The sequence below is a fragment of the Janibacter anophelis NBRC 107843 genome (assembly GCF_001570945.1).
In the GTDB taxonomy this organism is placed as follows: domain Bacteria; phylum Actinomycetota; class Actinomycetes; order Actinomycetales; family Dermatophilaceae; genus Janibacter; species Janibacter anophelis.
Genome location: NZ_BCSQ01000009.1, coordinates 43225 through 69965, shown reverse-complemented (window position 1 = coordinate 69965; position 26741 = coordinate 43225). Strand labels below are relative to the sequence as shown.

General features: G+C 72.4%; 23 protein-coding genes. 8 read left to right on the top strand and 15 right to left on the bottom strand.

Annotation, left to right across the window (positions count from 1 at the left end; genetic code table 11):
* Nucleotides 1–2299, bottom strand: a 2299-nt coding sequence (gene pepN / locus JAN01S_RS03890; protein WP_068313988.1) for an aminopeptidase N, incomplete at its 3' end; no start/stop codon positions are given.
* A gap of 180 nt (nt 2300–2479) precedes the next feature.
* Here pepN and JAN01S_RS03885 point away from each other — a divergent pair.
* The gene (locus JAN01S_RS03885) at nt 2480–4798 is read left to right on the top strand and encodes a molybdopterin cofactor-binding domain-containing protein (protein ID WP_068313963.1); all 2319 of its coding nucleotides are present in this window, start codon (nt 2480–2482) and stop codon (nt 4796–4798) included.
* 10 nt (nt 4799–4808) lie between these two features.
* Entirely contained in the window at nt 4809–5288 is a 480-nt protein-coding gene (locus JAN01S_RS03880) for a (2Fe-2S)-binding protein (RefSeq protein WP_068313960.1), read from the top strand.
* A 45-nt stretch (nt 5289–5333) separates the two neighbouring features.
* On the opposite strand, the gene htpX is transcribed toward JAN01S_RS03880, so the two are convergent.
* Genes htpX through JAN01S_RS03820 form a run of 12 tightly spaced genes read right to left on the bottom strand, consistent with a single transcriptional unit; the run spans nt 5334 to nt 16097 of the window.
* Nucleotides 5334–6185, bottom strand: a complete 852-nt coding sequence (htpX, locus tag JAN01S_RS03875; protein WP_068313957.1) for a zinc metalloprotease HtpX — start codon at nt 6183–6185, stop codon at nt 5334–5336.
* 23 nt (nt 6186–6208) lie between these two features.
* Nucleotides 6209–7708, bottom strand: coding sequence for a proton-conducting transporter transmembrane domain-containing protein (locus JAN01S_RS03870; protein WP_068313954.1), 1500 nt, complete (start codon nt 7706–7708; stop codon nt 6209–6211).
* Nucleotides 7705–9183 carry a complex I subunit 4 family protein gene (locus JAN01S_RS03865; RefSeq protein WP_068313951.1) on the bottom strand — a complete coding sequence of 493 codons (1479 nt, stop codon included), beginning with the start codon at nt 9181–9183 and terminating at the stop codon, nt 7705–7707. The genes JAN01S_RS03870 and JAN01S_RS03865 overlap by 4 nt, the downstream gene beginning before the upstream one ends.
* The gene (locus tag JAN01S_RS03860) at nt 9180–11021 is read right to left on the bottom strand and encodes an NADH-quinone oxidoreductase subunit 5 family protein (RefSeq protein ID WP_068313948.1); all 1842 of its coding nucleotides are present in this window, start codon (nt 11019–11021) and stop codon (nt 9180–9182) included. Before JAN01S_RS03860 ends, JAN01S_RS03865 begins: the two co-directional genes overlap by 4 nt.
* Nucleotides 11021–11320, bottom strand: coding sequence for an NADH-quinone oxidoreductase subunit NuoK (nuoK, locus tag JAN01S_RS03855; protein WP_068313946.1), 300 nt, complete (start codon nt 11318–11320; stop codon nt 11021–11023). The genes JAN01S_RS03860 and nuoK overlap by 1 nt, the downstream gene beginning before the upstream one ends.
* Nucleotides 11317–11832: an NADH-quinone oxidoreductase subunit J family protein gene (locus JAN01S_RS03850; protein ID WP_068313943.1), complete on the bottom strand. Its 516-nt coding sequence runs from the start codon at nt 11830–11832 to the stop codon at nt 11317–11319. Before JAN01S_RS03850 ends, nuoK begins: the two co-directional genes overlap by 4 nt.
* A complete protein-coding gene (locus JAN01S_RS03845) occupies nt 11829–12389 on the bottom strand; it encodes a 4Fe-4S binding protein (RefSeq protein WP_068313941.1) in 561 nt (186 codons plus the stop codon). Before JAN01S_RS03845 ends, JAN01S_RS03850 begins: the two co-directional genes overlap by 4 nt.
* Nucleotides 12386–13342: an NADH-quinone oxidoreductase subunit NuoH gene (nuoH, locus tag JAN01S_RS03840; RefSeq protein WP_068313937.1), complete on the bottom strand. Its 957-nt coding sequence runs from the start codon at nt 13340–13342 to the stop codon at nt 12386–12388. The genes JAN01S_RS03845 and nuoH overlap by 4 nt, the downstream gene beginning before the upstream one ends.
* The gene (locus JAN01S_RS03835) at nt 13339–14493 is read right to left on the bottom strand and encodes an ATP-binding protein (RefSeq protein WP_068313934.1); all 1155 of its coding nucleotides are present in this window, start codon (nt 14491–14493) and stop codon (nt 13339–13341) included. The genes nuoH and JAN01S_RS03835 overlap by 4 nt, the downstream gene beginning before the upstream one ends.
* A 49-nt stretch (nt 14494–14542) precedes the next feature.
* A complete protein-coding gene (locus JAN01S_RS03830) occupies nt 14543–15148 on the bottom strand; it encodes an NADH-quinone oxidoreductase subunit C (protein ID WP_240312462.1) in 606 nt (201 codons plus the stop codon).
* A 1-nt stretch (nt 15149) separates the two neighbouring features.
* Nucleotides 15150–15731, bottom strand: coding sequence for an NADH-quinone oxidoreductase subunit NuoB (locus tag JAN01S_RS03825; protein ID WP_068313931.1), 582 nt, complete (start codon nt 15729–15731; stop codon nt 15150–15152).
* Nucleotides 15732–15740: 9 nt separating this feature from the next.
* Nucleotides 15741–16097, bottom strand: coding sequence for an NADH-quinone oxidoreductase subunit A (locus JAN01S_RS03820; protein ID WP_068313928.1), 357 nt, complete (start codon nt 16095–16097; stop codon nt 15741–15743).
* A gap of 130 nt (nt 16098–16227) precedes the next feature.
* On the opposite strand from JAN01S_RS03820, the gene JAN01S_RS03815 reads away from it, so the two are divergent.
* From JAN01S_RS03815 to JAN01S_RS03795, 5 genes are all read left to right on the top strand, one after another.
* Complete coding sequence (locus tag JAN01S_RS03815; protein ID WP_068313925.1) at nt 16228–17733, top strand: M20/M25/M40 family metallo-hydrolase; 1506 nt, start codon at nt 16228–16230, stop codon at nt 17731–17733.
* 153 nt (nt 17734–17886) lie between these two features.
* Nucleotides 17887–18342 carry a DUF4870 domain-containing protein gene (locus tag JAN01S_RS03810; protein WP_084360013.1) on the top strand — a complete coding sequence of 152 codons (456 nt, stop codon included), beginning with the start codon at nt 17887–17889 and terminating at the stop codon, nt 18340–18342.
* Nucleotides 18343–18355: 13 nt separating this feature from the next.
* A complete protein-coding gene (locus JAN01S_RS03805) occupies nt 18356–18817 on the top strand; it encodes a hypothetical protein (RefSeq protein WP_068313924.1) in 462 nt (153 codons plus the stop codon).
* A 123-nt stretch (nt 18818–18940) separates the two neighbouring features.
* Nucleotides 18941–20818 (top strand): 2-oxoacid:acceptor oxidoreductase subunit alpha, encoded by a 1878-nt coding sequence (locus JAN01S_RS03800; protein WP_068313922.1) that lies wholly within the window; start codon nt 18941–18943, stop codon nt 20816–20818.
* Nucleotides 20815–21918 (top strand): 2-oxoacid:ferredoxin oxidoreductase subunit beta, encoded by a 1104-nt coding sequence (locus JAN01S_RS03795; RefSeq protein WP_068313919.1) that lies wholly within the window; start codon nt 20815–20817, stop codon nt 21916–21918. The genes JAN01S_RS03800 and JAN01S_RS03795 overlap by 4 nt, the downstream gene beginning before the upstream one ends.
* A gap of 83 nt (nt 21919–22001) precedes the next feature.
* On the opposite strand, the gene JAN01S_RS03790 is transcribed toward JAN01S_RS03795, so the two are convergent.
* Together JAN01S_RS03790 and JAN01S_RS03785 are read right to left on the bottom strand one after the other, a co-directional pair.
* Nucleotides 22002–23291: a D-arabinono-1,4-lactone oxidase gene (locus tag JAN01S_RS03790; protein ID WP_068313916.1), complete on the bottom strand. Its 1290-nt coding sequence runs from the start codon at nt 23289–23291 to the stop codon at nt 22002–22004.
* 34 nt (nt 23292–23325) lie between these two features.
* Nucleotides 23326–24333, bottom strand: a complete 1008-nt coding sequence (locus tag JAN01S_RS03785) for a type III PLP-dependent enzyme domain-containing protein (RefSeq protein WP_306305637.1) — start codon at nt 24331–24333, stop codon at nt 23326–23328.
* A gap of 299 nt (nt 24334–24632) precedes the next feature.
* On the opposite strand from JAN01S_RS03785, the gene JAN01S_RS03780 reads away from it, so the two are divergent.
* Nucleotides 24633–26690 (top strand): PhoX family protein, encoded by a 2058-nt coding sequence (locus JAN01S_RS03780; protein WP_068313913.1) that lies wholly within the window; start codon nt 24633–24635, stop codon nt 26688–26690.
* The last annotated feature ends 51 nt before the right edge of the window (nt 26691–26741 follow it).

Here is a 26741-nt window from a genome sequence, read left to right as displayed (position 1 = left end):
CCCGTGAGAGGGCGTCCTCGCCGAGCCACTGCGTCATCGGCGGGATGTCGGTGAAGTACCGCGCGACGTAGGGGTCGACAAGGGACCGGTCGTCCGGCCCCCAGAAGCCGGCGGCGATGGCGACGAGCTCGTAGTTGCTGCGCTCCCGGTTGGTCGTCAGGTCCGCCCACGCAGCCGCCTTGGCCTCGGCCGTCGGGATCGCGGCGCGCGCCGTGAGGGACCCGAGCTGGCCCGTCATCGTCTGGTCCTGCTCGAGGGCCGTCGCGATCTCCGCCTCGCCGATCAGGCCGCGACGGCTGAGCTGGCCGAGCAGGATCCACCTGAAGTCGGCATCCCCCTCGAGCCCGGCCGGCAGGTCGCGCCCGTGCGCCCACGGCACGAGCCGCCCGTCGACGTCGTCGCTCGTGCGGGCCACGAGCCGGGCGGCGTGCAGGGCGCGGGAGGAGCCCGGCTCCGCCTCGGCGAGGACCCTCTCGCCCACCTGCGCCATGCGGGCGCGGGCAGCGTCCTGCTCCTCCAGGGGCAGGAGCACGCGGATGACCCGGTTGGTCAGGTGCATCCCGGCGCGGGAAAAGATCGAGTCATTGGTCTCGACGGGCAGGGCGGCCTCGCCGAGGTCGACGAGCAGGCGCGGGTCGACCTGCGCCAGGGCGACCCCGTCGCGCAGCCCCACCCACAGCACCGCGCGGGCCTGATCGTCGGCCATGCGCGGCAGCTCGGCCGGCAGGGCGGCCAGTGAGGCCTCGTCGAGGATCGGCGTGGCCCAGGTGAGGTCCCCGGCGTTGGGCAGCACGAGCGCCGCCTCCAGGTCGAGCCCGTCGACCTGCTGGCTCGCGGCGTCGAGGGTCAGCGCGGTGCGGGAGGTCTCGCGGCCGTCGGTGTACGTCGCGATGTCGAAGGCGTGCGGCCGGTCGGCGGGGTGCGCGGCCGGGGCCGTGCGGGTCACCTCGCCCGAGCGGTCGACCGCGATCGCGTCGACGCCCGCCGTCTCGAGCCACGCCGCGCTCCACACGTCGAGCGGGCGACCGGCGGCCTGCTCCATCGCGGCGAGGAAGCCGGCGAGGGTGCCGTTGCCGAAGGAGTGCTGCTCCAGGTAGCTACGGATGCCGGCGAGGAAGGCGTCGTCACCGATGTACTCGATGAGCTGGCGGATGACCGCGGCGCCCTTGGCGTAGGAGATCCCGTCGAAGTTGGCCAGGGCCGACTTCGCGTCCGGCGCCGGCGACCCGGCGACCGGGTGGGTCGACGGGGCCCGCTCCGCGCCGTAGCCCCACGACTTGCGCGACATCGTCGAGTCGACCCACGCCTCGGTGTACTCCGTCGCCTCGACGAGACACCGGTGGGCCATGTACTCGGCGAAGGACTCGTTGAGCCACAGGTCGTCCCACCACTGGGGGCTCACGAGGTCGCCGAACCACATGTGCGCCATCTCGTGGCTGATCGTGTTGGCCCGGGTCAGCAGCTCGTCCCGACCCACCGCCCCGCGGAAGAGGTAACTGTCGCGGATGACGACGCACCCGGGGTTCTCCATCGCGCCGGCGTTGAACTCCGGGACGAAGACCTGGTCGTAGTCGTCGAAGGGGTAGCGGATGCCGAAGATCGAGTGGAAGTAGTCGAAGCTGCGCCGGGTGACCTCGAACATCTCCGGGGCGTGCTCGCGCAGCTGGGTCTCCAGCGAGCGGCGGGCCCACATCCCGAGGCGGATGCCGTCGTGCTCCTCGGTCAGGCCGACGTAGGGGCCGGCGCACAGCGCGACGAAGTAGGTCGACAGCGGCTTGGTCTCGGCGAGGTGCCACACGCCGCCGTCGGCGACGTCCCCGGCGCCGTTGCCGATGACCTGCCAGTCGCCGGGCGCCTTGACGCAGACGGCGTAGGGCGCCTTGACGTCGGGCTGGTCGATGCAGGCGAAGACGGCCGGGGCCGCGTCGAGGAAGAGGTGGCTGAAGACGTAGTCCTCCCCGTCCGCCGGGTCGGTCGTGCGGTGCAGCCCCTCGCCGTCGTGGCTGTAGGCCATCGTCGCCTCCACCTCGACGACGTGCTCGCCGGCGGTGACCTCGAGCGGCAACCGCCCCTCGGCGAGCCGGGCGACATCGATCGGCGCGCCGTCGAGGGTCGCCCGGTGCAGCTCACGAGGCTTGACGTCGACGAAGGTGACGCCCTCCCCCTTCGCGCTCAGGTGGATGCGGGTCACGGAGCCGAAGACCTCCGGCCCCCGGTCGAGGTCGAGCTCGACCTCCATCCGGGTCACGGAGAGCAGGTCGGCGCGGGCGATGGCTTCGTCACGGGTCAATGAGGGCACGACGGCATCCTGTCATCGACCGCGCGCGAGGTGGCCGGTCCGGGCCCCTCGTCCGCACGGCTGCGCGTCCGGCACCCGCACGGTCACATGGTGGACGTCACGGTCCGTTCGGGTGGCCGCCTCCCGTCCCAGCATGTCTACTGGTGGGTAATGACATCGTCGTCAACGCCGGGAGGCACCGTGTCGGACCACCGTCCCACCGCCGAGGGCACCACGGGGCCCAGCCGCCGCAGCTTCATGGGATACGTCATCGCCGGGGCCACGCTCGCGACCGGCGCGGAGATGACGCTCGGCAGCGAGCGGGCCGACGCCGTTGTCCCGACGCCGCCCGGCCCCGCGGAGATCCTCGACCTCAACGACCTGCTGACGCTGGCCGCCGCGCCCACGGCCAACCTCATCACCGTCACCATCGGCACCGACGGGCGCGCCTCCTTCGCCCTCCCCCGGGCCGAGGTCGGGCAGGGGATCATCACGTCGACGACGATGATGATCGCCGAGGAGCTCGAGCTGCCGATGGACCGGATCGACGTCACGCTGGCGCCGGCGCGGCCCGAGCTGATGTTCAACCAGCTGACCGGTGGGTCCAACACGACGATCTCGACATACACGCCGATCCGGGTCGCGGCCGCGCTCGCCAAGCAGCAGCTGCTCGAGGCGGCGGCCATCGTCCTCGGCGACAGCGTGGACGCGCTCGTCGCCAAGGCCGGGGTCGTCACCGGCCCCAGCGGGCAGAGCGTCGGCTACGGCGACCTGACGGTCAAGGCCGCGGTGAGCGACACCCTGCGCGCCCGGGTCACCCTCAAGACGCGCACCGAGCACGCGGTCATCGGCACCCCGCAGGGTCGCACCGACGCCCGGGACGCCGTCACCGGCGCCAAGAAGTTCGCCATGGACCTCGACGTCGCCGACGCCCTGCCGACGATGGTCGCGCGCCCACCGACCCACAACGGCGAGCCCGTCCTGCTGCGCAACCGCGCCGAGGTGCTCGAGATGCCCGGCGTCACCGACGTCGCGAAGATCCCGACCGGCATCGCGGTGCGCGCCAGGACCTTCGGCCAGTGCATCGACGCCATCCGCGTCATGGACATCGAGTGGACGGGCGGCCCGCTCGCCGGCGAGTCCGACGAGACGATCCTCGCGAAGGTCAAGCGGGCCGAGGCGCCGATGGTCGTGCCCAAGGTGCCCCTGCTCGCCCAGCAGGTGGATGCCGAGTTCACCTTCCGCTTCCGCAGCAACTCCTCGCTCGAGCCCAACTGCGCGATCGCCGACGTGCGGGCCGACTCCGCCGAGATCTGGGGCTCGATGAAGTCCCCCGTCGTCGCCCAGGAGGAGATCGCCGTCGAGCTCGGCCTGCCGGTCTCGAAGGTGAGCGTCCACGTGACCGAGGGCGGCGGCTCGTTCGGACGCAAGCTCTTCCACGACGCCGCGCTCGAGGCGGCCCGCATCTCCCGGACCATGGGCAAGCCGGTCCGTCTCATGTGGCACCGGGTCGACGAGCCCCGGCAGGGCCGGCTGCACCCGCTGGCCACCTCCCGGGTGCGCGCCACCCATCTCCTGGGCGAGGTGCTCTCCTTCGAGCAGCGCCACACCAGCGTCCAGACCGACTTCGGTCACGGCCTCGGCGAGATCATCACCGCGCAGGCGGCCAAGCTGCCCGTCGGCGGCAACCTGAGCTTCGCGCAGACGATCTTCACGCTCACGCAGGAGGTCCCGTACAACTTCGGGGCGGTCACCCAGCTGCTCAGCGAGACCGACGACCGGTTCAACACCGGCAGCATGCGCAACATCTACTCCCCCGACGTCCGGGTGGCCAGCGAGCTGGTCATCGACGAGCTCGCCCGCCGCATGCGCAAGGACCCGGTCGCCTTCCGCCGCAAGTTCCTGCGCAGCGGTGCGGCCCGGGCGGCGCTGGACAAGGTCGCCGAGGTCGGCGAGTGGGGCCGTGACCTGCCGAAGGGGGTGGCCCAAGGCGTCGCCATCCACAAGGAGTACAAGGGGGTGACCGCCTGCCTCGTCGAGATCGACACCCGCCCGGAGACGGTCGGTCGCACGGTGCGCAACGGGGTGACCGGTCCGCGGGTGACCAAGGCCGTCTTCGCCGTCGACGCGGGCCTGGTCATCAACCCCATCGGCCTCGAGGCGCAGATGCTCGGCGGGGTGATGGACGGCATCGCCCTGGCCCTGACGTCGAGCTGCCACTTCGAGGAGGGCCACTTCCTCGAGGCCAGCTGGGACAACTACTTCTACACCCGGCAGTGGAATGTCCCTCCGGAGCTGACGGTCGAGATCATGCCCTCCGAGTCGGGGCAGCCCGGTGGTGCCGGCGAGGCGGGCGTCGCTGCCAGCTTCGCCGCCGTCGCCTGCGCCTACGCGCGGGCCACCGGCCGGATGCCGACGGAGTTCCCCATCAACCACGCCGACGAGCTCGCCTTCGAGCCCAAGCCCTTCACCCCGTCGGTCGTGCAGTCACCCACCGACGGCCTCGACCACACCTACTGAGGAGCCCGCCATGTCCAGCCACACCTTCGTCCTCAACGGCGAAAAGGTCACCGTCGACGTTGAGCCCGGCGTCCGCCTCCTGTGGGTCCTGCGGGATGTCCTCGGCGTCACCGGCCCCAAGTACGGCTGCGGGATCAACGTCTGCAAGGCGTGCACCTCGCACATCAACGGCAAGGCCTTCAACCCCTGCTCTGTCCCGGTCGACAAGATCTCGGCGGACGACGAGATCACGACGATCGAGGGGCTCGCCGACACCGTCGAGGGCGACGGTCTGCACCCCATGCAGGAGGCCTGGATCGAGCACGACGTCGCGCAGTGCGGCTACTGCCAGCCGGGCCAGATCATGGCGGCCGTCGCCCTGGTCAACAAGGTGCGCGCCGAGGGACGGGCGATCAGCGACGCCGACCTCGACACGATCCGCAACATCTGCCGGTGCGGCACCTACACCCGTATCCGCGAGGCCATCAGGGCGGGCGAGCAGACGATGTGACGCCCGCGGTCCCGTGGGCTCCGTGCAGGGGCTCGCTCCAGGGGCTCAGTACAGCCGCGGACCGCCGGCCATCCCCTCGAGCCGCGCGATGCGCTCGGCCATCGGCGGGTGGGTGGAGAAGAGCTTGGACATGTCGCGCGCGCTGAACGGGTTGGCGATCATCATGTGGCTCGCATTCTGCAGCTGGGGCGTCGGCTCGAGGGGCGCGCGCTGCACACCCGACTCGAGCTTGCGCAGCGCCGACGCCAGGGCGAGCGGGTCGCCGGTGAGGCGCGCCCCGTCCTCGTCGGCGTCGTACTCCCGGGTGCGGGAGATGGCCATCTGGATGACCATCGCCGCGATGGGCGCGAGCAGCGCCACGGCGATGGCGGCGATCGGGTTGCGGTCGCGCCCGCCGAACCACAGGGCGATCGAGGCGACGGACGAGACGACACCGGCGATCGCGCCGGCCACGGAGCCGGTGAGGATGTCGCGGTTGTAGACGTGCATCAGCTCGTGGCCGAGCACACCGCGCAGCTCCCGCTCGTCGAGCAGTTGCAGGATGCCCTCGGTGCAGCACACGGCGGCGTGCTCCGGGTTGCGGCCGGTGGCGAAGGCATTGGGTGCCGCGGTCGGGCTGACGTACAGGCGCGGCATCGGCTGCCCCGCCTGCTGGCTCAGCTCCTGCACGATGCGGTACATCTGCGGGAACTGCTGGGGGTCGGCCGGCTGGGCGCGCATCGCCCTGATGGCCAGCTTGTCGGAGTTCCAGTACGTGTAGATGCTCGTGCCCACGCCGAAGAGCGCGAAGAGCCAGATGTACCTGGCGCCACCGATCGCGTACCCGACGAGCAGCAGCAGGGTGAAGATCGCGCCGAAGAGTGCGGCGGTCTTCAACCCGTTGAAGTGGTTGTGCATGCCTTGTCCAACGTCGCGGCGGCTCAGGGCGTTCCCGTGCCGAGCAGGATCATCGGCACGAGGGTGGCGGCGAGCAGCACCAGGCCGGCGACGACGGCCACCCGGGTGGCGGTCGGGTCGACCTCCTCGGGCTCCCGGTGGTCGTCGGCCGGCAGGAGCAGCAGGGCCACCCACCGCAGGTAGACGGCCAGCCCGAGGACGACGGCGACGACGGCCGGCAGCGCGACCCACCACAGCCCTTGATCGGCAAGCGGGCGCAGCACGACGAACTTGGCGAGCAGCCCCGCGACGCCCGGCGGCAGGCCGGCGAGGGTCAGCAGGGCCAGACCGAGCACGGCGGCGTGCAGCGGACGCCGGCGCAGCAGACCGCGGTCGTCCTCGAGCCGGCGCGGTCCGTCGACGGTGAGGGCGGCCACGACGGCCAGCGCCGCGACGACCGCGACGACGTAGACCGCGAGGTACCCGACGGCCGCATCGACATCGGCCGCGACGAGCGGGGCGAGCACCCAGCCGCCCTGCGTGACGCCGGACCAGGCGATGAGGCGAAGGGGGTCGGGCGCCCGGAGTGCGAGGACCGCCCCGACGAGCATGGAGACCACGGCGAGGACGGAGAGGGCGGGTTGGACGGTGGCGTGGACGCTCGCCGAGCCGTGCACGACCGCGACCATGCCACCGAGCGCGGCCACGGTGGACACGCTCGCCAGCAGCATCGTCACCTCGGTGCCGGCGCGGGGGTAGGTCGTCGGCGCCCAGGCGTGAAAGGGGATGAGCGAGAGCTTGAAGGCGACCGCGGCCACGAGCAGGACGATCCCCAGGGTGAGCACCGCGCGCACCCGGTCCTCCTGGCCGGCTGCCCACGAGGCGACACCGCCGAGCCGCAGACTGCCGGTGGCGGTGACCCAGAGGCCGGCCCCGACGACCGCGATGGCGAAGGAGGCGATCGAGGTCGTGATGAGGTTGAGCGCGCCGCTGTCGCGGGTGCCGCCGCGCATGACGGCGAGCGCGACGACCGGCAGGGTCGCCAGCTCCAGCCCGACGAGCCAGGTGCCGAGGTCGTGGGCCACGGCGACGGCCGAGGCGCCGGTGACGGTCGCGAGGAGCAGGGCGACCTCGACCCCGGGGTCCGCGACGGGTCGGACGTCGGGCCCCTCGGCGAGGCTGCCGCGGGCGCGCGCGAGCAGGACGAGCACCGCGATCCCGGCGGCCGCGGCGAGGGCCTGGAGCAGCGCACCGGAGGTGCTGACCCGCAGGAGGCAGTCACTGGCGACCATGCCCGGCGCGTCGGTCGTCGCCAGGGCCGGGTCCTGCGGCAGGCAGAGGGTCGTGACCTCTGCGCCACCGGCGGCCCGCACGCGCAGGAGGACGGCCAGGGCGAGGGCGACGAGGAGCGCGAGCGCGCCGACGATCGGGGCGGGCAGCCGCCGACGGGGGGCGACGGCGTCGACGGCCAGGACGGCGACGGCCCCGAGGGCAGGTGCCAGGACCGGACCGGCCACGACGAGGTCGAGTGCGGGGGCGCTCATCGCTGCACCACCCCCGCGAGGGCCGGGTCGGTGACGGCGAGCAGCAGACCGGGCGCCACCCCGAGGACGAGGACGAGCAGTGCCAGGACCGCACCGGTGGCCAGATCGGTGCGGGCGAGCTCCCGGGCCCGCCCCCCGTCGTCGCCCGGGTGGCCCTCGCCGAGCCACACCAGACGCGCGACCCGCAGGGCGTAGCCGGCGGCGAGCGCGGCCCCGATGGCGGCGACCACCGCGCAGCCGACGAAGAGCGGCTCGGGCCGTCCCTGCGCCGGCGACAGTGCGGCGATGACCGCGGCGAACTCGCCCCAGAACCCGGCGAGTCCGGGCAGCCCGAGACCGGCCGCCAGACCGACGACGAGCAGGAGACCGGTGACGGGCGCGCCCTCGCGCAGGGCCGCTCGCGGCACGTCGAGGTGGTCGTCGCCCCACTGGTGCTTCAGCCCGCCCACGACGAGGAAGAGCAGCGCGGAGATGGCACCGTGGGCGATGTTGCCGTAGAGCGCGGCAGCGACGCCGGTCTCGGACCCGCTGGCCAGCGCCAGCGCGACGAAGCCCATGTGGGCGATCGAGGACCAGGCGATGAGCCGCTTGAGGTCGCGCTCGACGAGGCAGACGAGCCCACCCCAGATGATGCCGACGGCGCCGCAGACGGCGAGCACCGGCGCGACCCGGGCGAAGCCCTCGGGCACGGTGGCCAGGGGCAACCGGACGAGTCCGTAGGTACCCATCTTGAGCAGGACCGCCGCCAGGAGCATCGAGCCGGCCGTGGGCGCGGTCGTGTGCGCGAGCGGCAGCCACGAGTGCAGCGGCCACACGGGCACCTTGACCGCGAGGCCGAGCGTGAGGAGCACGGCGATCGTCACCTGCACCCCGGTGCCGAGCCCCTCGCCGCCCGCGGCGCCGAGCACGCCGAGGTCGGCGGTGCCGGCCCTGGTCACGAGCAGCAGGACGCCGAGGAGCATGAGCGTGGAGCCGAAGCCGGTGTAGAGGACGAAGCGGGCCCCGGCCTCGCGGCGGGCCTCCGGGTCGCGGTCGTCGCCGAAGCGGGTGATGAGCACCCACATCGGCACGAGCACGAGCTCGAAGGCGACGACGAAGAGCAGCGCGTCACGCGCGGCGAAGGTCGTGATCGCACCGGCGAGGGTGAGCATCAGGCACCCGACGAAGGTGGCCTCGCTGCCGCCGCGGGGCCGCTCGGCCCACGTCGTCAGGCAGGCGGCCGCGGTGACGACGGCGGCGAGGAGGGCCAGCGGCCCGCTGATGCCGTCGAGCGCGAGGTGGATGCGCAGGTCGAGGGTGGGCAGCCACGGGATGTCGACCACCGCCTCGGTCATCCACGCGACGACGAGCAGGACGAGGGTGGTCAGCGCACCCAGTGCGCCGGCACGCGAGGCGATCCGCCCGGACAGCTCGGTGCCGCCACCGAGCAGGACCGTGCCGACGAGCAGCGGCAGGACGCAGGCGAGCGCGATCATGCCGTCCCCACCACGACGGCGGTGACGAGCGCGACGAGGAGGACCCCGCCACCGAGGAGCGCGAGTCCGGACGCCGGCCGGGAGCGCCGGTGCGCCGAGGTCCCTCCGTCGGCGAGGCCCAGGACACCCCACGCGGCGGCCCGCACATAGGTGTCGAGGACCTCCCGGTCGAGGAAGGCGACGAGCCGGGCGAGCGCCTGCACCGGCCGCACGACGACGAGTCGCTGCAGCACGTCGACGCCGAGGCCGGCCCCGACGAGGCGTCCTGCGCGTCCGTCGACGAGTCGGTCGAGGCGCTCGGAGCGGTGGAGGGTGAACCCGATGGCCAGCCCGACGACCACGAGGGCGAGCACGACGAGGAAGAGCGCGAGGGGGACGTGCCCGGCGTCGGGCAGGCGCGCGCCGAGGGCCAGTCCGCCGATGATGCTCGCGACGGCGAGGACGACGAGGATGCCACTCACCGCCGTCGGCATGACCGCGCGCGAGCGCACCCGCTCGTCGCTGCCGAGCACGACGACGAGCAGCGCCCGGGTCGCGTAGGCCGCGGTGACGACGACGGTGAGCAGCAGCGACCCGAGGACGAGGTGGGCGACCGGCCCGCGGGCGCCGACGTCGTCGCCGACGGCCGCGATGACGTGCTCCTTGGTCAGGCCACCGAGGACGAGCGGGATGCCGGCGAGCGAGACCAGGCCGGCGGCCCAGGCGAGGAGCGCGATCGGGTGCGACCGCCCACTGCCCACGAGGGCGGAGGCAACGGTCGAGCCACGGGTCACGGCGAGCCACCCGACGGTGAGGAAGAGCAGCGCCTTGAAGATCGCGTGGCCGTAGAGGTGGCCCAGGGCCGCGCCCGAGGTGGGCCCGGAGCCGGCGGCGGCGAGCGGAGCGAGCATCACCCCGACCTGGCTGATCGTCGACCAGGCGAGCAGCCGCTTGAGGTCCGGCTCGACGAGGGCGCAGAGCGCGGCGAGGAGCATCGTGGCGGCGACGGAGACACCGAGCAGCGCCCGCGCGGGGTCGGCGCGCAGCAGCAGCGGCAGCAGCTGGGCGAGCACGACCGTGCCGGCCGCGACCATCGTCGCCGCGTGGATGAGCGCGGACGCGGGGGTCGGGCCCTCCATCGCGTCGAGCAACCAGTGGTGGAAGGGCAGCTGCGCCGACTTGCCGAGCACGCCGATGACGATGAGCAGCAGGGCGACCGAGCGGGTGGCCGGCTCCGCCACCGCCGAGGTCCAGTGGGCGATCACCTCGCCGCGCGCCGTGGTGCCGGCCCCGGCGATGAGCACGGCGACGCCGAGGAGCAGGCCGATGTCGGCGATGCGCGTGACGATGAAGGCCGCGTGCCCCGCCCGCCGCGGCGCCTCGCGCCGGGACCAGTGGCCGATGAGCAGGTACGAGCACCACCCCATGACCTCCCAGCCGACGACCGTGAGGACGAGGTCGGCCGAGAGGACCACGAGCAGCATCGCGGCGGCGAAGAGGGCGATGGTCGCGTGGAAGACGCCACGGCGATCGTCGTCGGCGAGGTACCACGCGGAGTAGGTCTGCACGAGGGTCGTGACGAGCACGACGACGAGGGCGAGGAAGGCCGAGGTCGCCGACAGCGACAGCTGCAGCGGCATCTCGATGCCCCCGAGGGTCGTGGCCGGTCCCGTCCCGAGGTCCTCGGCGAAGGGGGCGCCCCGCGCCCCGGCAGGGGCACCGGCGAGCGCGACGACGGCCACGGCGAGCGTGGCCACCGAGCCGATCACGGCGACGAAGGCGGCGAGCGCCCCGCGGCGCGCGATGCCCAAGGTGAGGACGGCGGTGAGGCACGGCAGTGCCAGGAGTGCCCAGGCCATCAGCCGGCGTCCTGCGCGAGGTCGATGTGGCCGCGGCGGCGGTACGCGGCGACGATGACGGCGAGCGCGATGACCACCTCGGCCGCGGCGATCGTGATGACGAAGAGGGTGAGCACCTGGCCGGACCACGCGGGGTCCGCGCCGAGGGCACCGGCGGTGACGAGCAGCAGACCGCCACCGGCCAGCACGAGCTCGGCCCCGACGAGGACGAGCACGGCATTGCGGCGGGCGAGCATGCCGTAGAGCCCGAGGGCCACGAGCAGGCTGGCGAGCAGGTAGGGGCCGGCGGTGTGGATCATCGCGTCCTCTCCCCCAGGCGCGAGGTCGTCAGGCCCGCGACGGCGAAGGCCCCGACGAGCGCGGCGAGCAGCAGCAGCGAGAGCAGCTCGAAGGGCCACACCCACGTGGAGAAGATCTGCCGGGCCAGCTCGTCGCTCTCGCCCGCCCGCACCCGGGTGGGTGCGGCCGTGGGCAGGAGCACGGCGGCGACGAGACCTCCCGTGCCGGCACCGACGCACGCGGCGAGGACCCGCCGGGCCGGTCCGGCCGAGTGCTCGGTGCGTGGCCCGATCGGTGCCCGGGTGAGCATGAGCGCGACGATGACGAGCACGACGACCGCGCCCACGTAGACGAGCACCTGCACGAGCGCGACGAGCTCGGCTCCGAGGACGAGGTAGCAACCGGCGAGCCCGAGCAGGGCGACGACCAGCCACAGGGCGGAGTGGACGACCTGGCGGGTCGTGACCGCGAGCGCGGCGGCGGCGGCCGTGAGGAGCCCGGTCGTGGCGAAGGCGAGGTCGAGACCGGTCACGCGTCCTCCCCTTCGCCCCGTCGGGCCCGGGGGGCCCGGGCGGCGCGACCACCCCGGGCGGGCCTGTTGGCCGCGGTCACCTCGGGCGCCTCGGCGGCGCTCGGGTCGAGCTCGGGCGGCGCGGGCACGTCCGCGACCCACTGCCCGAGGCGCTCCTTCTCGTGGAGGAGGTCACGGATGTCGGTCTCGGCGTACTCGAACTGCGGGCTCCAGAAGAGCGCGTCGAAGGGGCAGACCTCGACGCAGATCCCGCAGTACATGCACAGCGAGTAGTCGATGGCGAAGCGGTCGAGGACATTGCGCTGGCGGGCGCGTCCCCCTTCGCTCGCCGGAGGGACCTCCTCCTTGTGCGAGTCGATGTGGATGCACCAGTCCGGGCACTCGCGGGCACAGAGCATGCACGAGGTGCAGTTGCTCTCGACGAGGGCGATGACCCCGCGCGACCGGGCCGGCAGCTCGGGCGCGACGTCGGGGTACTCGGCGGTGTGCGTCGGGCGGGTCAGCTGGCGCGCCGTCGTCGCCATGCCCTTGACCAGGCCAGGGATGAAGTCGTTCATGCCGTCACCACCACTCCGACCGCCGTGAGGGCGAGCTGGGCGAGGGCGAGCGGCACGAGGACGGTCCACGCGAGCCGCTGCAGCTGGTCCTCGCGCAGGCGAGGCCAGGAGACCCGGATCCAGATGATGAGCAGGACGACGAGCGAGCCCTTGACCAGGGTCCACAGCCAGCCGAGCTGGTCGGCGAAGGGCCCCTGCCAGCCCCCGAGCCACAGCACGCCGAAGAGCAGGCCCATGACGACCATCCCCGCGTACTCGGCGAGCATGAAGAGGGCGAAGCGCAGTCCCGTGTACTCGGTCCACGGGCCCATGACGACCTCGCTGTCGGCGATCGGGGCGTCGAAGGGGACCCGCTGCAGCTCCGCGGTCGCGGCCACGAGGAAGACGAGGGCGCCGGGCAGCTGCCACAGCAGCCACCACGGGGACCACGCCTCGACGACGCCGGCGAGCGAGAGCGTGCCGGCGGCCATCGCGATCGAGGCGACGGACAGCACGAGCGGCAGCTCGTAGGCGAGCAGTTGTGCGGCAGAGCGCATCCCGCCGACGAGCGCGTACTTGTTGGCGCTGGCCCACCCGGCCATGAGCGTGCCGAGCACACCGACGCCGGTGACGGCGAGGACGAGCAGCACGCTCCCGGGCACGTCGGCCGCGGCGAGCCCCGGGTGGACCGGCAGGAGCGCGATCGCGAGGAGGTAGGGCACGAGCGCGACGGCCGGCGCGAGGCGGAAGACGGAGCGGTCGGCCGCGGCGGGGGTGATGTCCTCCTTCTGCGCGAACTTCACCCCGTCGGCGACGAGCTGGGCCCACCCGTGGAACCCGCCGGCGTACATCGGGCCGAGCCGACCCTGCATGTGCGCCATGACCTTGTGCTCGGCCTGGCCGGCGACGAGCGGCAGCACGAGCACCGCCGCGAGCGCGGCCAACGAGCGAAGGGAGATCTCGAGCAGGCTCATCGCAGCCCCCCGACGTCGGCGGACTCCCGGACGAACTCGCGGAAGCCGGGCACCGTGAAGCGCAGGCGGCCGTGGCCGGCCACCTCGACGAGCCCCTTGTCCATGAGCGCGCGGCGGGCCATGCCGAGCGCGCCGGTCGCGACTCCGAGCGCGTCGGCGATGTCGCCGCGCCGCACGGCCTCGTCGGCGCTGGCCGACATGGCGGCGAGGAAGCGCTGCTCCGACGGTGAGGCCTTGGCCCAGCGGCTGCGGTAGAGCGCCTCGAGGTCCTCGGCGACGCCCTCGCGGGCAGCGTCGACGTGGGCCCGGGTCAGGGTGCTGCCCGGGTCGGGGCGGTCGGCGGCACGCCAGACGCCGTCGCCGTGGACCTGGACGAAGTAGGGGTAGCCCTGGGTACGTCGCACGACCTCGGTGAGGGCCGCCGTCTCCCAGGTGACCCCGAGCGCGGTGGCGGGCGCCGAGAGCGCCTCGCGCGTCGCGGCCTCCTCGAGCGAGCCGACCTGCCGGTAGGCGAAGCGCTCGGCGAAGCTCGCCGCGTCGGTGACGACGTCCTCGGTGTGGCCCAGACCGGCACAGACGAGGGCGAGCGGCACACCGTCGGGGTCGGCCTGCAGGTGCTGCCAGACATAGGCCAGGGCCCGCAGCCCGTCGCGGTCGGCGGACTGCAGCTCGTCGACGAAGAGGACGGTGCCGGCCGCATCCTGCTCGGCGACTTCGCGGGCGGTCGTGCGCAGCAGGTCCTCGAGCCGGCGCACGACGGTCGGGTCGTCGCCGCCGCCGAAGGTCGCCTCGACCCGCGCGCCCGGCACCCCGACGCTGATCCCGAGCTCGCGCAGCCGTGCCCCGACGGACTGCGGCTGCCAGCGCAGCGGCCCCAGGCCGATGGCCTCGACGAGGGTGGTGACGAGGTCGCCGTGCCCGGCGGTGACGAAGACGGTCTGGTGGCCGGCGGCCTCGGCCTGCCGTTGGGCCTCGCGCAGCAGCGAGGTCTTGCCGACGCCCCGTGGGCCGACGAAGACGTGCACCCGGCCGGCCAGCCGTTGGCGGGCGGACATCGCGGCGAGCAGGTCGGCGACCCGGTCGAGGTGGTCAGCGCGTCCGGGCACCTCGTGGGCGATCTCGCCCGGGGTGTAGGGACTGGGCTGGCTCATGGCGGTGACTCTTACAGGTCTTTACAGTTGCGGCAACTGTAAAGGCCTGTCAGCTTCCTGTCCGGTCGGTCGGGTCGGGCCCCTCGACCCGGTCGGGCCCGCCGAGCCCGTCGGCGAGGTCGAGCTCCGGGTCGCGGGGACCCCACTCGGTCCCGGGCACGCCGGGCGCGGCGACCCGTCGCCGGCTGGGCGACTTGCTCGAGTGGCCCTCGCCGGGCTCCTTGCCCCCGGGCCAGGGCCGGGTGGCCCGCGCGGCCAGGACGAAGGACTTGCGCAGGGGCGTGCCCTCGAAGCCGTCGGGCAGCAGCAGCGGGCGCAGCCCGAGCCCGGTCCCGTCGACGAAGCCCTCGAAGTCCTGACCGAACATCTCGTGCGTCTCGCGCTCGTGCCAGGCCGCCCCGGCGAAGATCCCGGTGATGCTGTGCAGCCGCTCCCCGAGGGGCACGCGGGTGCGCAGCAGGAGGGTGCGCTGGTCGCGCTCGGGCGTCGGCCGGGGGTCGATGAGGTGGCAGAGCACGTCGAGGCCCGGGTCCTCGTCGCGGTCGGACTCGTCGACCGCGCTCAGCCAGTCGAAGAAGGTGTGGCCCCGGTCGCGGGCGTCGCGCACCGCTCGAAGCCATTCCGGCGGGGAGACGGTGAGGTCCTCCTGGGGCACGTCACGCCCCCTTCGTCGGACGTCGCAGCAGGCCGCGGCGCACCTCGCCGGCGCCCGCGCTGCGGTGGCCGGCGTACCGGGCCCGCAGGGTCGGGGTGGAGAGCGACTCGGCCGCGATGTGGTCCTGCAGGGTGAGGATGCCGTGGAGCAGCGCCTCGGGGCGCGGCGGGCAACCGGGGACGTAGACGTCGACGGGGACGAGCTGGTCGACCCCCTTGGTCACCGAGTAGCTGTCCCAGTAGGGCCCGCCGGAGTTGGAGCAGGCACCGAAGGAGATGACGTACTTCGGCTCGGGCATCTGGTCGTACAGGCGGCGGATCGCCGGCGCCATCTTGTCGGTCACGGTGCCGGAGACGACCATGAGGTCGGCCTGGCGCGGGCCGGGGGCGAAGGGGATGACGCCGAGCCGGATGAAGTCGTGCCGGGCCATCGACGCGGCGATGAACTCGATGGCGCAGCAGGCGAGGCCGAAGTTGAAGACCCACAGCGAGTAGCGCCGGCCCCAGTTGAGCACGACCTTCATCGGTCGTGGCGCGTGCGCGCCCACGGCGCCCACGCGCGGCATCGGCAGGTCGGTCGTCATGTCCTCACCTCAGGTCCACCGCAGCAGGCCGCGGCGGATGGCGTGGACGAGACCGAGCAGGACGACACCGATGAAGATCGCGACCTCGAGGAGGCTGACGAACCCCAGGTCGGTGCGCAGCACGAGCGCCCACGGGAAGAGGTAGACGGCATCGACCGCGAAGACGACGTAGAGGAAGGCGTAGGCGAGGTAACGCACCTGCGTCTGGGCCCAGTCGCGCCCGACGGGGTCGACCCCGGACTCGTAGGTGGTGAGCTTGGCCCGGGTCGGCGCGGCCGGCGCGAGCAGCCGACGGGCGGTGTGGGCGGCCACGACGAGCAGCACGCCCACGACGAGCGTGCCGGCGACGACGAGATAACCATCCACGTCCGCACCCTATCCGCGACCCGGCTGGCATTGAGGGAGGCGCTATCGCCGCATCCGGGTCCGCAGGCCACTACTCTCTCGCTCACCGGACGGGCAATGGGGCCCGCCCGGCCACCATGGAGGAGACACCGTGCGATCACGTACCGCAGCCGCTACCGCGGCCGCCGCGACCGCGGCCCTGGCACTCACCACACTCGCCAGCGGACCGGCCCAGGCAAAGAACCCGAACAACTCCAAGAAGATGACGCAGGCCGTCACCGTGGAGAACGTCCACGAGCACCTCGAGGCCTTCCAGCAGATCGCGGACGACAACGACGGCAACCGCGGCGCCGGGACCTCCGGGTACGAGGCGAGCGCCCAGTACGTCGAGGCGACCCTGCGGGAGGCCGGGTACACGACCGAGCGCCAGTACTTCGACTTCGTCTACGAGGAGATCCACGCGGCCAGCCTGACGACCGTCACGCCCGGTGCGCCCACGGTCGACGGCATCCCGATGTCGTACAGCCAGCCCACCCCCGCGGGCGGCGTGACCGCCGAGCTGGCCGCCCCGACCACCGCGACCGGGTGCACGGCCGGCGACTACGCCGGTGCCGACGTGGCGGGCAAGATCGCCCTCGTCAGCCGGGGCAACTGCACCTTCGCGGCGAAGGCGATCGCCGCCGGGGAGGCCGGAGCGGACGCCGTCATCATCTACAACAACACGACGGGCGCCCTCAACGGCACGCTCGGCGGCCTCGAGCCGGGCAGCGCCCCGGCCATGGGCATCACCCAGGCCGAGGGCCAGTCGCTGCTCGCGGCGATGGCCAACGGGCCGGTGACGATGACGATGGTCCTCGACAAGACCCTCGAGGAGCGCCAGACCTTCAACGTGCTCGCCGAGACCGAGACCGGCCGTGACGACAACGTCGTCATGCTCGGCGCCCACCTCGACGGCGTCCACGACGGCGCCGGCATCAACGACAACGGCTCCGGCTCCGCGGGCGTCCTCGAGACCGCCGTCCAGCTGGGCAAGGTCAACAAGCTCAACAACAAGGTGCGCTTCGCCTGGTGGGGCGCCGAGGAGCTCGGCCTCATCGGGTCCGACCACTACGTCGCCGACCTGCAGGCCAATGACCCGGAGGCGCTCGACGACATCGCCACGTACCTCAACTTCGACATGATCGCCTCGCCCAACTACATCATCGGCGTCTACGACGCGGACGAGTCGACCTACGAGGCCCCCGTCGAGGTTCCGGCAGGCTCGGCCGAGACCGAGGACGTCTTCACCGACTTCTTCGACGGCACCGGCCAGCCGTGGGTCGACACGGAGTTCTCCGGTCGCAGCGACTACTCGGCCTTCATCGCCGCGGGCGTTCCGGCCTCCGGCCTGTTCACCGGCGCCGACGGGACCAAGACCCCCGAGGAGGCCGCGACCTTCGGTGGCGAGGCCGGGGTCATCTACGACCCGAACTACCACACCCCCGCCGACGACATCACCAACGTCAACATGGAGGCCCTCGACATCATGAGCGACGCGATCGCCCACGCGACGATCACGCTCGCCCAGTCGACCCAGGCCATCAACGGCAAGTCCAGCCACGGCAAGTCCGGCAAGCCGGCGCCGACCGTCCTGCCCGAGGGCGTCGACGCGGCCTGACCAGCACGAGCACGCAGGGGCGTCCCGATCGGGGCGCCCCTGCGTCGTGCCCGGACGAAGGGGGGACAGCCCCCGCCCGGATCCGGCGGCACCCCGCATTGGCCCGGTCGCCCGGACAGGGCAGAGTCGTGGACGAGACCCCAGGAGGTTCCCATGAGCGAGCACCCACAGCTCCCCCCGCACGAGCCGCAGCCGCACCAGGCCCCGCCGACGCAGCAGCCGACGTCCGCACCGCTGCCACCGCAGTACGCGCCGCAACCGCTCTCCCCGACCGAGGAGCGCAACCTCGGCATGGTCGCGCACCTCGTGCCCGCCGTCCTGCTGCCGCTGAGCGCCGGCACGCTCGGTTTCGTCGGCTCCCTCGTCATCTACCTGATGTACCGCGACCGGGGCCCCTTCGTGCGTGCCCACGCGGCCAACAGCCTCAACGTGCAGATCATCACCGCGATCCTGCTCATCGTCTCGAGCGTGCTGATGATCGTGCTCATCGGCTTCCTCGCCTACCCGCTCGTCATCGTCGTCGCGACCGTCATCCACGTCATCGGTGCGGTCAAGGCCAACAACGGCGAGTGGTGGACCCCGCCGCTCACGCCCACGATGGTGCGATGACGCACCAGACCAGATGACGCACCAGGCCACAGGAGTGGTCGTCGCCGGCCACGGCGTCGCGTCCGGCCGAGCAGCCGACTCCCCCTTCGCCGCCGGGACGATCGAGCTCCAGGCGCCGCACTTCGCGGCCCTGGGGCTCGACCTGTCCCCCTTCGTCATGGCGACGGTCAACCTCGACCTCGCCCCGTTGCGGCTCGTCCTCGGACGGCCGCGGTGGACCTTCACCGACGTGGAGTGGACGCAGGTCCACCCGCCGGAGACCTTCTCCTTCGTCGAGTGCACCGTCGCCCGCGACGACGAGGAGGTCGCCGGGCTCGTCTACCTCCCGCACCCGGAGACCAAGCCGATGCACCACCAGCCCTCCACTGTCGTCGAGCTGCTGCTGCCGCGGCTGGTGGGGCTGGCGCCCGGCGACGTCCTGTCGCTGACCCTCGCCGACGACCAGGCGCGGGTCGCCCCCCTTCGTCATTCATAACGCGACGTTATCCATCTCATAACGTGACCAACTAAAAAGTCCGCGGAGGTCAGCCTTACCATGGAAGGACGTCCCGGGAGCTCCCGCGACACGACCGACTGGCAAGGGGCACGACCACCCACCATGAGCAGCACTGCGACGACCCAGGCCAAGGACCGCGTCATCATCCGGTTCGCCGGTGACTCCGGCGACGGCATGCAGCTGACGGGAGACCGGTTCACCGCCGACAGCGCGGCCCTGGGCAATGACCTCTCGACGCTGCCGAACTTCCCGGCCGAGATCCGCGCTCCCCAGGGCACGATCCCGGGTGTCAGCTCCTTCCAGCTGCACTTCGCCAGCTGGGACATCCTCACCCCGGGCGACGCGCCCGATGTCCTGGTCGCGATGAACCCCGCGGCCCTGAAGGCCAACCTCGCCGACGTGCCCCGCGGCGCGACGATCATCGTCAACACCGACGAGTTCTCCACCCGCAACCTCAAGAAGGTCGGCTGGGCCACCAGCCCGCTCGAGGACGACACCCTCGAGTCGTGGCACGTGCACGCCCTGCCGCTGACCTCGATCACCGTCGAGGCGCTCGCCGAGTTCGACTCCCTGACCCGCAAGGAGAAGGAGCGGGCGAAGAACATGTTCGCCCTCGGCCTGCTGTCGTGGATGTACTCGCGCCCGACGACCTCGACCGAGGAGTTCCTGGCGTCGAAGTTCGGCGCCAAGCCGGACATCCTCGCCGCCAACCTCGCCGCGCTGCGCGCGGGCTGGAACTACGGCGAGACCACCGAGGACTTCGCCGTCCCCTTCACCGTCGCCGCTGCCCCGACTCCCCCGGGCACCTACCGCAACATCACCGGCAACGCCGCGCTGGCCCTGGGGCTGGTCGCCGGAGCCCACCGCGCCGGCCGGCCGCTGGTGCTCGGCTCGTACCCGATCACCCCGGCCAGCGACATCCTGCACGCGCTGTCCAACTACAAGCGCCACGGCGTGACGACGGTGCAGGCCGAGGACGAGATCGCCGGGATCGGCGTCGCGCTCGGCGCGAGCTTCGGTGGTGCGGTCGGCGTGACGACGACCTCCGGCCCCGGTGTGGCGCTGAAGTCCGAGACGATCGGCCTGGCCGTGAGCCTCGAGCTGCCCCTGGTCATCGTCGACGTCCAGCGCGGCGGCCCGAGCACGGGTCTGCCGACCAAGACCGAGCAGTCCGACCTGCTGCAGGCGATGTTCGGCCGCAACGGCGAGTCGCCGGTGCCGATCGTCGCGCCGCAGACCTCCGCCGACTGCTTCGACGCGGCGCTGGAGGCCGTGCGCATCGCCACGGTGCACCGCACCCCGGTCTTCCTGCTCTCCGACGGCTACCTGGCCAACGGCTCCGAGCCGTGGCAGGTGCCCTCGGTCGAGGACCTGCCGAGCTTCCCCGCGCAGCTGGCCACCGAGCCCAATGCCACCGACGCCAAGGGCAACCCGACCTTCCACCCCTACGTGCGCGACGAGGAGACCCTCGCCCGCCCGTGGGCCGTGCCCGGCACGCCCGGCCTCGAGCACCGCATCGGCGGCATCGAGAAGGACTCGGTCACCGGCAACATCTCCTACGACCCCGACAACCACGACCTGATGGTGCGCACCCGCCAGGCCAAGGTCGACAAGGTCGCCGACGCCATCGGTGACCTGCAGGTCGACGACCCGAGCGGCGACGCCAAGGTCCTCGTCCTGGGGTGGGGCTCGACCTACGGCCCCAACCTCGCGGCCGTGCGCCGCCTGCGCGCCGCCGGCAAGTCCGTCGCGCACGCGCACCTGCGCCACCTCAACCCCTTCCCCGCCAACACCGGCGAGGTCCTGCGCGGCTACGACCGCGTCATCGTCCCCGAGATGAACCTCGGCCAGCTCGCCATGCTGCTGCGCGCGAAGTACCTCGTCGACGTCCGCTCCCACACCTCGGTCCGCGGCCTGCCCTTCAAGGTGGCCGACCTCGCCGAGGTCATCGACGCTGCCCTCCAGGAGGTCCAGGCATGAGCATCGATCTCGGCATCCCCACCGTCGCCTCCGGCACCGCCGGCGTCCCGACGCTGCCCGACGGCGACAAGCAGACCCGCAAGGACTTCGCCTCCGACCAGGAGGTGCGCTGGTGCCCCGGCTGCGGTGACTACGCCATCCTCGCCGCCGTGCAGGGCTTCCTGCCCGAGCTCGGCCTGCGCAAGGAGAACATCACCTTCATCTCCGGGATCGGCTGCTCCTCACGCTTCCCGTACTACCTCGACACCTACGGGATGCACTCGATCCACGGGCGCGCCCCGGCGATCGCGACCGGCCTGGCCACGAGCCGACCGGACCTGTCGGTGTGGGTCGTCACCGGCGACGGCGACGCCCTGTCCATCGGCGGCAACCACCTCATCCACGCGATGCGCCGCAACGTCAACATGACGATCCTGCTCTTCAACAACCGCATCTACGGCCTGACCAAGGGCCAGTACAGCCCGACCTCCCAGCCCGGACTGGTCACCAAGTCCTCCCCGATGGGCAGCGTCGACGCCCCCTTCAACCCGATCTCGCTGGCCCTGGGCGCCGAGGGCACCTTCGTCGCGCGCACCATGGACTCCGACCGCAAGCACCTGACCTCGGTGCTCAAGGCCGCCGCCGCCCACCGCGGCACCTCCGTGGTCGAGATCTACCAGAACTGCCCGATCTTCAACGACGGCGCCTTCGAGCTCATCAAGGACGTCGAGCAGCAGAAGGCACGCCTGGTCCACCTCGTCGACGGCGAGCCCGTGGCCATCGGCGAGGACGGCGAGCGCGAGCTCCTCGTCCGCGGCGAAGGGGGCTCGGTCCGCTTCGTGCCCGAGGGCGAGGTCTCCGCGCAGGGCCTGGCCGACCACGTCGTCGTCCACGACGTCACCCTGACCGACCCCAGCCAGGCCTTCTCCATCAGCCGCCTGGACTCCGAGTCGATGACGCACGTGCCCATGGGCATCTTCCGCGCCGTCGACCGGCCGACCTACGACGACCAGACCCGCGCGCAGGTCGAGTCCGCCGTCGAGCTCGCCGGAGGCCCGGCCACCGACGACGACCTCCAGACCCTGCTCTATGGCAAGGACACCTGGACCGTCGAGGGCTGATCCCCCCTTCGCCCTCCGTCCACCGAGTCGAGGTACCCGCGGACCGTCCGCTGGCACCTCGACCCATGTCCGGGTCCTGCGGGTCAGGCCCCCAGCACCCGGTCGAGGTAGGCATTGGTGAGGACCCGGTCGGGGTCCAGCCGGTCGCGCAGGGCGACGAAGTCACCGTGCCGCGGGTAGAGCACGGACAGCTCCGCCGCACCGAGCGCGTGCATCTTGCCCCAGTGCGGGCGGCCGGCGTGCGCGGCGACGATCTCCTCGAAGGCCGCGAAGTACGCCCGGTGGTCACCCCGGGTGAACTGGTGCACCGCGACGTAGGCATTGGCGCGCCCGTACCCCGTGGACAGCCACATGTCGTCCGGGGCGGCCACGCGAACCTCCACGGGGAAGGAGATCGGCTCGCGGCGGCGCTCGACCCACGCGGCCAGGTCGGTCAGCACGTCCGCGACCGCCTCGCGCGGTACCGCGTACTCCGACTCGACGAAGCGCACGCTCCGGGGCGTCACGAAGACCTCGTGGGAGGGCGCGGTGTACGTCCGTGCACTCAGCGCCCGTGCGGCCACCTCGTTGAAGGGCAGCACCGTGCGCGGCACCCGCGTGATCACCCGCTGGGCCGCACCGAAGAAGGTGTTGGAGAGGAACTCGTCGTCCAACCGCCGGCGCCACTCGGCGAGCGGCTCCTGCACGTCGTCGGCGACGAGGTCGTTGGCCTTGGTCTGCACCCGCCGCGTCCCGGGGAACCAGTACATCTCGAAGTGCCGGTGTGCGTCGAAGTGCTCCTGGATGCGCGGCAGCACGGCGTCGAGGGCGTCGGGGCGCTCGACCGCGCGGAGCCGGTAGGCCGGCAGGCAGGCGAGCTCGATCTCGGTGATGATGCCCAACGCCCCGAGACCGACCCGGGCGGCGGCGAAGAGGTCGGGCTCGCTCGCGTCGACCCACCGGGCGCTGCCGTCGGGGGTGACCAGGCGCAGCCCGGCGATGGCCCCCGCGAGCCCCGGCAGGGTCGCGCCCGTGCCGTGCGTCCCGGTCGAGGTCGCGCCGGCGATCGTCTGGGCGTCGATGTCGCCGAGGTTGGGCATGGCCAGCCCGAGCAGGTCGAGCGCCTGGTTGAGGACGCGAAGGGGGGTCCCCGCCAGCACCCGGACGCGCCCCGTCGCGCGGTCGGCCGAGACGATCCCGCTCAGGTGTCGCAGGTCCAGGCGCAGGTCGTCCGCCTGCGCGATCGGCGTGAACGAGTGGCCACTGCCGACGGGGCGGACGCGCCGCCCTTCGTCCGCCGCGGAGCGCACCTCCTCGGCGACCTCCTGCGGGGTGCGGGGACAGCGCAGCGTCGCCCGGTCGGCGACATTGCCCGCCCAGTTGGACCAAGCCATGTGTGCTCCTCGATGGTGATGGGACCGCGGTGGGTCAGCCGAAGTTCTTGCCCTCGCCGCGGTAGGTCGGCACGACGTCGACGACCTCTCCCCCACGGATCACGACGTACTCGTCGAAGCGCTCGGCGAGCTCGCCCGCCTTGGCATGGCGGAACCACACCCGGTCACCGATGTCGAGGTCGCGAGCAGCCTTGCCGCGCAACGGTGTCTGCACCTCACCCGCGCCCTCGGTGCCGATGAGGTCGAGCCCCTCCGGGTGGTGCACGGAGGGCACCCGCGAGTCACCGGCCGGCCCGGAGGCGATGTACCCCCCGGAGAAGCACGTGACGACGTCCTTGGCCGGGCGCCGCACGACCGGCAGCGCGAAGGCCACGGCCGGGCGCGGCGAGAAGTCGTCGTAGCCGTCGAAGAGGGTCGGTCCGATGAGCCCGGACCCGGCGGCCAGCTCGGTGAGGGCGGGGTCCTCGCGGGTGACGTGCAGCGAGCCGGTACCGCCGCCGTTGACGATCTCCAGCCGCCCGACGACGTCCTCGACGGCCGAGCGCACGGCCCCGCGGCGGCGGCGCAGCGAGGCATCGCTGCGGGCTTTGACGAGGTGGACGGCGGGCGAGCTGTCGGGCAGGCCGGCGATCTGGGCGTCGTAGAACATCAGGCCGACGACCGCCAGGCCGGCGGACTGCGCGGCGCGCGCGACCTTCGCCGCGGCACGCGGCGAGCGGGTCGGGCTGCGGCGCACCCCGAGGTGGACGGGGCCGAGGCGCAGGGAGGCGTCGACGTCGACGACGACCCGCACCGGCGCTCCCTTCGGCAGCCAGCGCTGCAACGCCTCGACGTGCTCGACCGAGTCGACCGCGATGGCCACCTCCCGCAGCGCACGCTCGTCCCCGGCGAGCGCTGCGAGCGCCTCGCGGTCGGTCGTCGGGTAGGCGACGAAGACGTCCCCCATCCCCTCCCCGACCAACCACAGCGCCTCACGCAGCGAGTAGGACATCACGCCCGTGAAGCCGTCGGTCGCCAGCGCGCGCTCGAGCAGGTGACGCACCCGGATCGACTTGCTCGCAACCCGGATCGGCCGCCCGCCGCACGAGGTCGGCGGCGTTGGCGTCGTACTCGTCGAGGTCGACGACGGCGAAGGGGGCGTCCCGTCCCGCCGTCGCCCGGTCCCACATCTGCGCTTGCGCCATGCATCCAATGTTACTCAGAGGTCACTACATGGGAGATTTGGTTGTGCGTCACCTCCTCGACATCTGAATGCCGCCCTGTGTGACCCTCGCCTCCCTAGGTTCGGCCTGTCCCTTGCAGCATCCGCCTGCCGTCAGGCACCTCGGAGGAAGAAGCACCATGACGCCACCCCGCAACGACCGCACCCTGCTGCCCTTGGCGGCCGGCCACCGTGACGGCGGCCGCTCCGCCGCCACCTGCATCTGGAAGTGCGGCGACGCCTGCAGCCAGCCGATCCCCAACACGACCGACAACGAGTACTTCGGTGACGTCGTGGCCGCGTCGCGCCGCTCGGTCCTCAAGGCCGGTGGCGCCGCTGCCGCCCTGGCCGGCGTGACGACGGTCGCCGGTGCCGCGCTCGCCGAGCCGGCCGCCGCTGCCGCCTCGGGCAAGAAGGCCCCCTTCGGCTTCACCCCGATCGCCCCGGTCGCCGCCGGCACCGACGAGTTCGTCGTGCCCGAGGGCTTCCAGTGGACGCCGATCATCGCCTGGGGCGACCCGGTCCTCGCCGGCGCTCCCGCTTTCGACTTCGACAACCAGACCGCCGCCGCCCAGGCCGGCCAGATGGGCTACAACTGCGACTACGTCGGCGTCCTGCGCAACGGCAGCGCCAACGCGGCCGTGCTCGTCGTCAACAACGAGTACACCAACAACGAGCTGATGTTCCACGGGTACACGGACGCCGCCTCGCTGACCGACGACCAGGTCGGCATCACCCTCAACGCCCACGGCATGACGGTCGTCGAGATGACCCGCAAGAACCCCAACAGCAAGTGGACCTACACCAAGGCCGCCCCGCTCAACCGCCGCATCACCGCGGAGACCCCCTTCGAGTTCGTCGGCCCGGTGCGCGGCCACGACCTCGTCAAGACCTCCGCCGACCCGGCCGGCACGACGCCCCTGGGCACCTTCGGCAACTGCGCCGGTGGCAGCACCCCATGGGGCACGGTCCTCTCGGGCGAGGAGAACTTCAACTTCTACTTCACCCAGCCGGCCGCCCCGACCGAGGACCGCGCCGGTGAGGCCGCCGCCCGCTACGGCCTCGCGAGCGGCAACCAGGCCCAGCACAACTGGGACCGTCTCGACACGCGCTTCGACCTGACCCAGGAGCCCAACGAGGCGAACCGGCACGGCTGGATCGTGGAGGTCGACCCCTTCGACCCGCAGGGTGCCCCCCGCAAGCTGACGGCGCTCGGTCGCTTCAAGCACGAGGGTGCCAACGTCACGATCAACGCCGACGGCCGGGTCGTCGTCTACATGGGGGACGACGAGCGCTTCGACTACATGTACAAGTTCGTCTCCAAGGGGACCTGGTCCAGCAGCGACGCGGCGCACAACCACACCCTCCTCGAGGAGGGTGACCTCTACGTCGCCAAGTTCAATGGCAACGGCTCCGCCGACGGCCTCCACGACGGTGACGGCCAGTGGCGGCCGCTCGTCGTCGACGGCCGCTCCGAGGTCCCCGGGTTCACCGTCGAGGAGGTCCTCGTCTACACGCGCCTGGCGGCCGACGCGGTCTCCCCGACCAAGATGGACCGCCCCGAGGACGTCGAGGTCAACCCGGTCAACGGCCGTGTCTACGCCGCGCTGACCAACAACTCCAAGCGGACCCCCGCCCAGGTGGACGAGGCCAACCCGCGCGCCAACAACAAGCACGGTCAGGTCCTCGAGCTCACCCCGCGCGGTGGCGACCACACGGCCGCCGACTTCGACTGGAAGCTCGTGCTCATCTGCGGCGACCCGTCCGACCCGGAGACCTACTTCAACGGGTACGACAAGTCGCAGGTCAGCCCGATCTCCTGCCCCGACAACGTCGCCTTCGACGGTGACGGCAACCTGTGGGTCGCCACGGACGGCAACGCCCTGGGCCACTGCGACGGCATGTACCTCATGCCGCTCGAGGGTGAGCACAAGGGTCACCTGCAGCAGTTCCTCTCGGTCCCGGCCTTCGCCGAGTGCTGCGGCCCGCTCATCGAGTGGGACGACCGCGTGGTCTTCGCGGCCGTCCAGCACCCGGGTGAGGACGACGGTGCGAGCACCACCAACGTCAAGAGCACCTTCCCGTACCAGGGCAACACCCAGCCCCGCCCCGCGGTCGTCATGGTCTGGCCCGAGGGCAAGGGCAAGGGCGCTGACAAGGGCAAGGGCGCCGCGAAGAGCAAGGCCGCCCGCGGCTGACCTCGGCACCTCCCCGGAGCGGGCCGTCTGCGATCTCGCGGGCGGCCCGCT

Excerpts from the sequence above, each read along its gene's own strand:
- JAN01S_RS03780 (WP_068313913.1), top strand. The coding sequence starts at position 24,633 with ATGACGCCACCCCGCAACGACCGCACCCTGCTGCCCTTGGCGGCCGGC.
- nuoK (WP_068313946.1), bottom strand. The coding sequence starts at position 11,320 with ATGATCCACACCGCCGGCCCCTACCTGCTCGCCAGCCTGCTCGTGGCC.
- JAN01S_RS03845 (WP_068313941.1), bottom strand. The coding sequence starts at position 12,389 with ATGAACGACTTCATCCCTGGCCTGGTCAAGGGCATGGCGACGACGGCG.
- JAN01S_RS03870 (WP_068313954.1), bottom strand. The coding sequence starts at position 7,708 with ATGAGCGCCCCCGCACTCGACCTCGTCGTGGCCGGTCCGGTCCTGGCA.
- htpX (WP_068313957.1), bottom strand. The coding sequence starts at position 6,185 with ATGCACAACCACTTCAACGGGTTGAAGACCGCCGCACTCTTCGGCGCG.
- JAN01S_RS03880 (WP_068313960.1), top strand. The coding sequence starts at position 4,809 with ATGTCCAGCCACACCTTCGTCCTCAACGGCGAAAAGGTCACCGTCGAC.
- JAN01S_RS03810 (WP_084360013.1), top strand. The coding sequence starts at position 17,887 with ATGAGCGAGCACCCACAGCTCCCCCCGCACGAGCCGCAGCCGCACCAG.
- JAN01S_RS03800 (WP_068313922.1), top strand. The coding sequence starts at position 18,941 with ATGAGCAGCACTGCGACGACCCAGGCCAAGGACCGCGTCATCATCCGG.
- JAN01S_RS03790 (WP_068313916.1), bottom strand. The coding sequence starts at position 23,291 with ATGGCTTGGTCCAACTGGGCGGGCAATGTCGCCGACCGGGCGACGCTG.
- JAN01S_RS03860 (WP_068313948.1), bottom strand. The coding sequence starts at position 11,021 with ATGGCCTGGGCACTCCTGGCACTGCCGTGCCTCACCGCCGTCCTCACC.
- JAN01S_RS03795 (WP_068313919.1), top strand. The coding sequence starts at position 20,815 with ATGAGCATCGATCTCGGCATCCCCACCGTCGCCTCCGGCACCGCCGGC.
- JAN01S_RS03805 (WP_068313924.1), top strand. The coding sequence starts at position 18,356 with ATGACGCACCAGGCCACAGGAGTGGTCGTCGCCGGCCACGGCGTCGCG.
- nuoH (WP_068313937.1), bottom strand. The coding sequence starts at position 13,342 with ATGAGCCTGCTCGAGATCTCCCTTCGCTCGTTGGCCGCGCTCGCGGCG.
- JAN01S_RS03825 (WP_068313931.1), bottom strand. The coding sequence starts at position 15,731 with ATGACGACCGACCTGCCGATGCCGCGCGTGGGCGCCGTGGGCGCGCAC.
- JAN01S_RS03865 (WP_068313951.1), bottom strand. The coding sequence starts at position 9,183 with ATGATCGCGCTCGCCTGCGTCCTGCCGCTGCTCGTCGGCACGGTCCTG.
- JAN01S_RS03835 (WP_068313934.1), bottom strand. The coding sequence starts at position 14,493 with ATGAGCCAGCCCAGTCCCTACACCCCGGGCGAGATCGCCCACGAGGTG.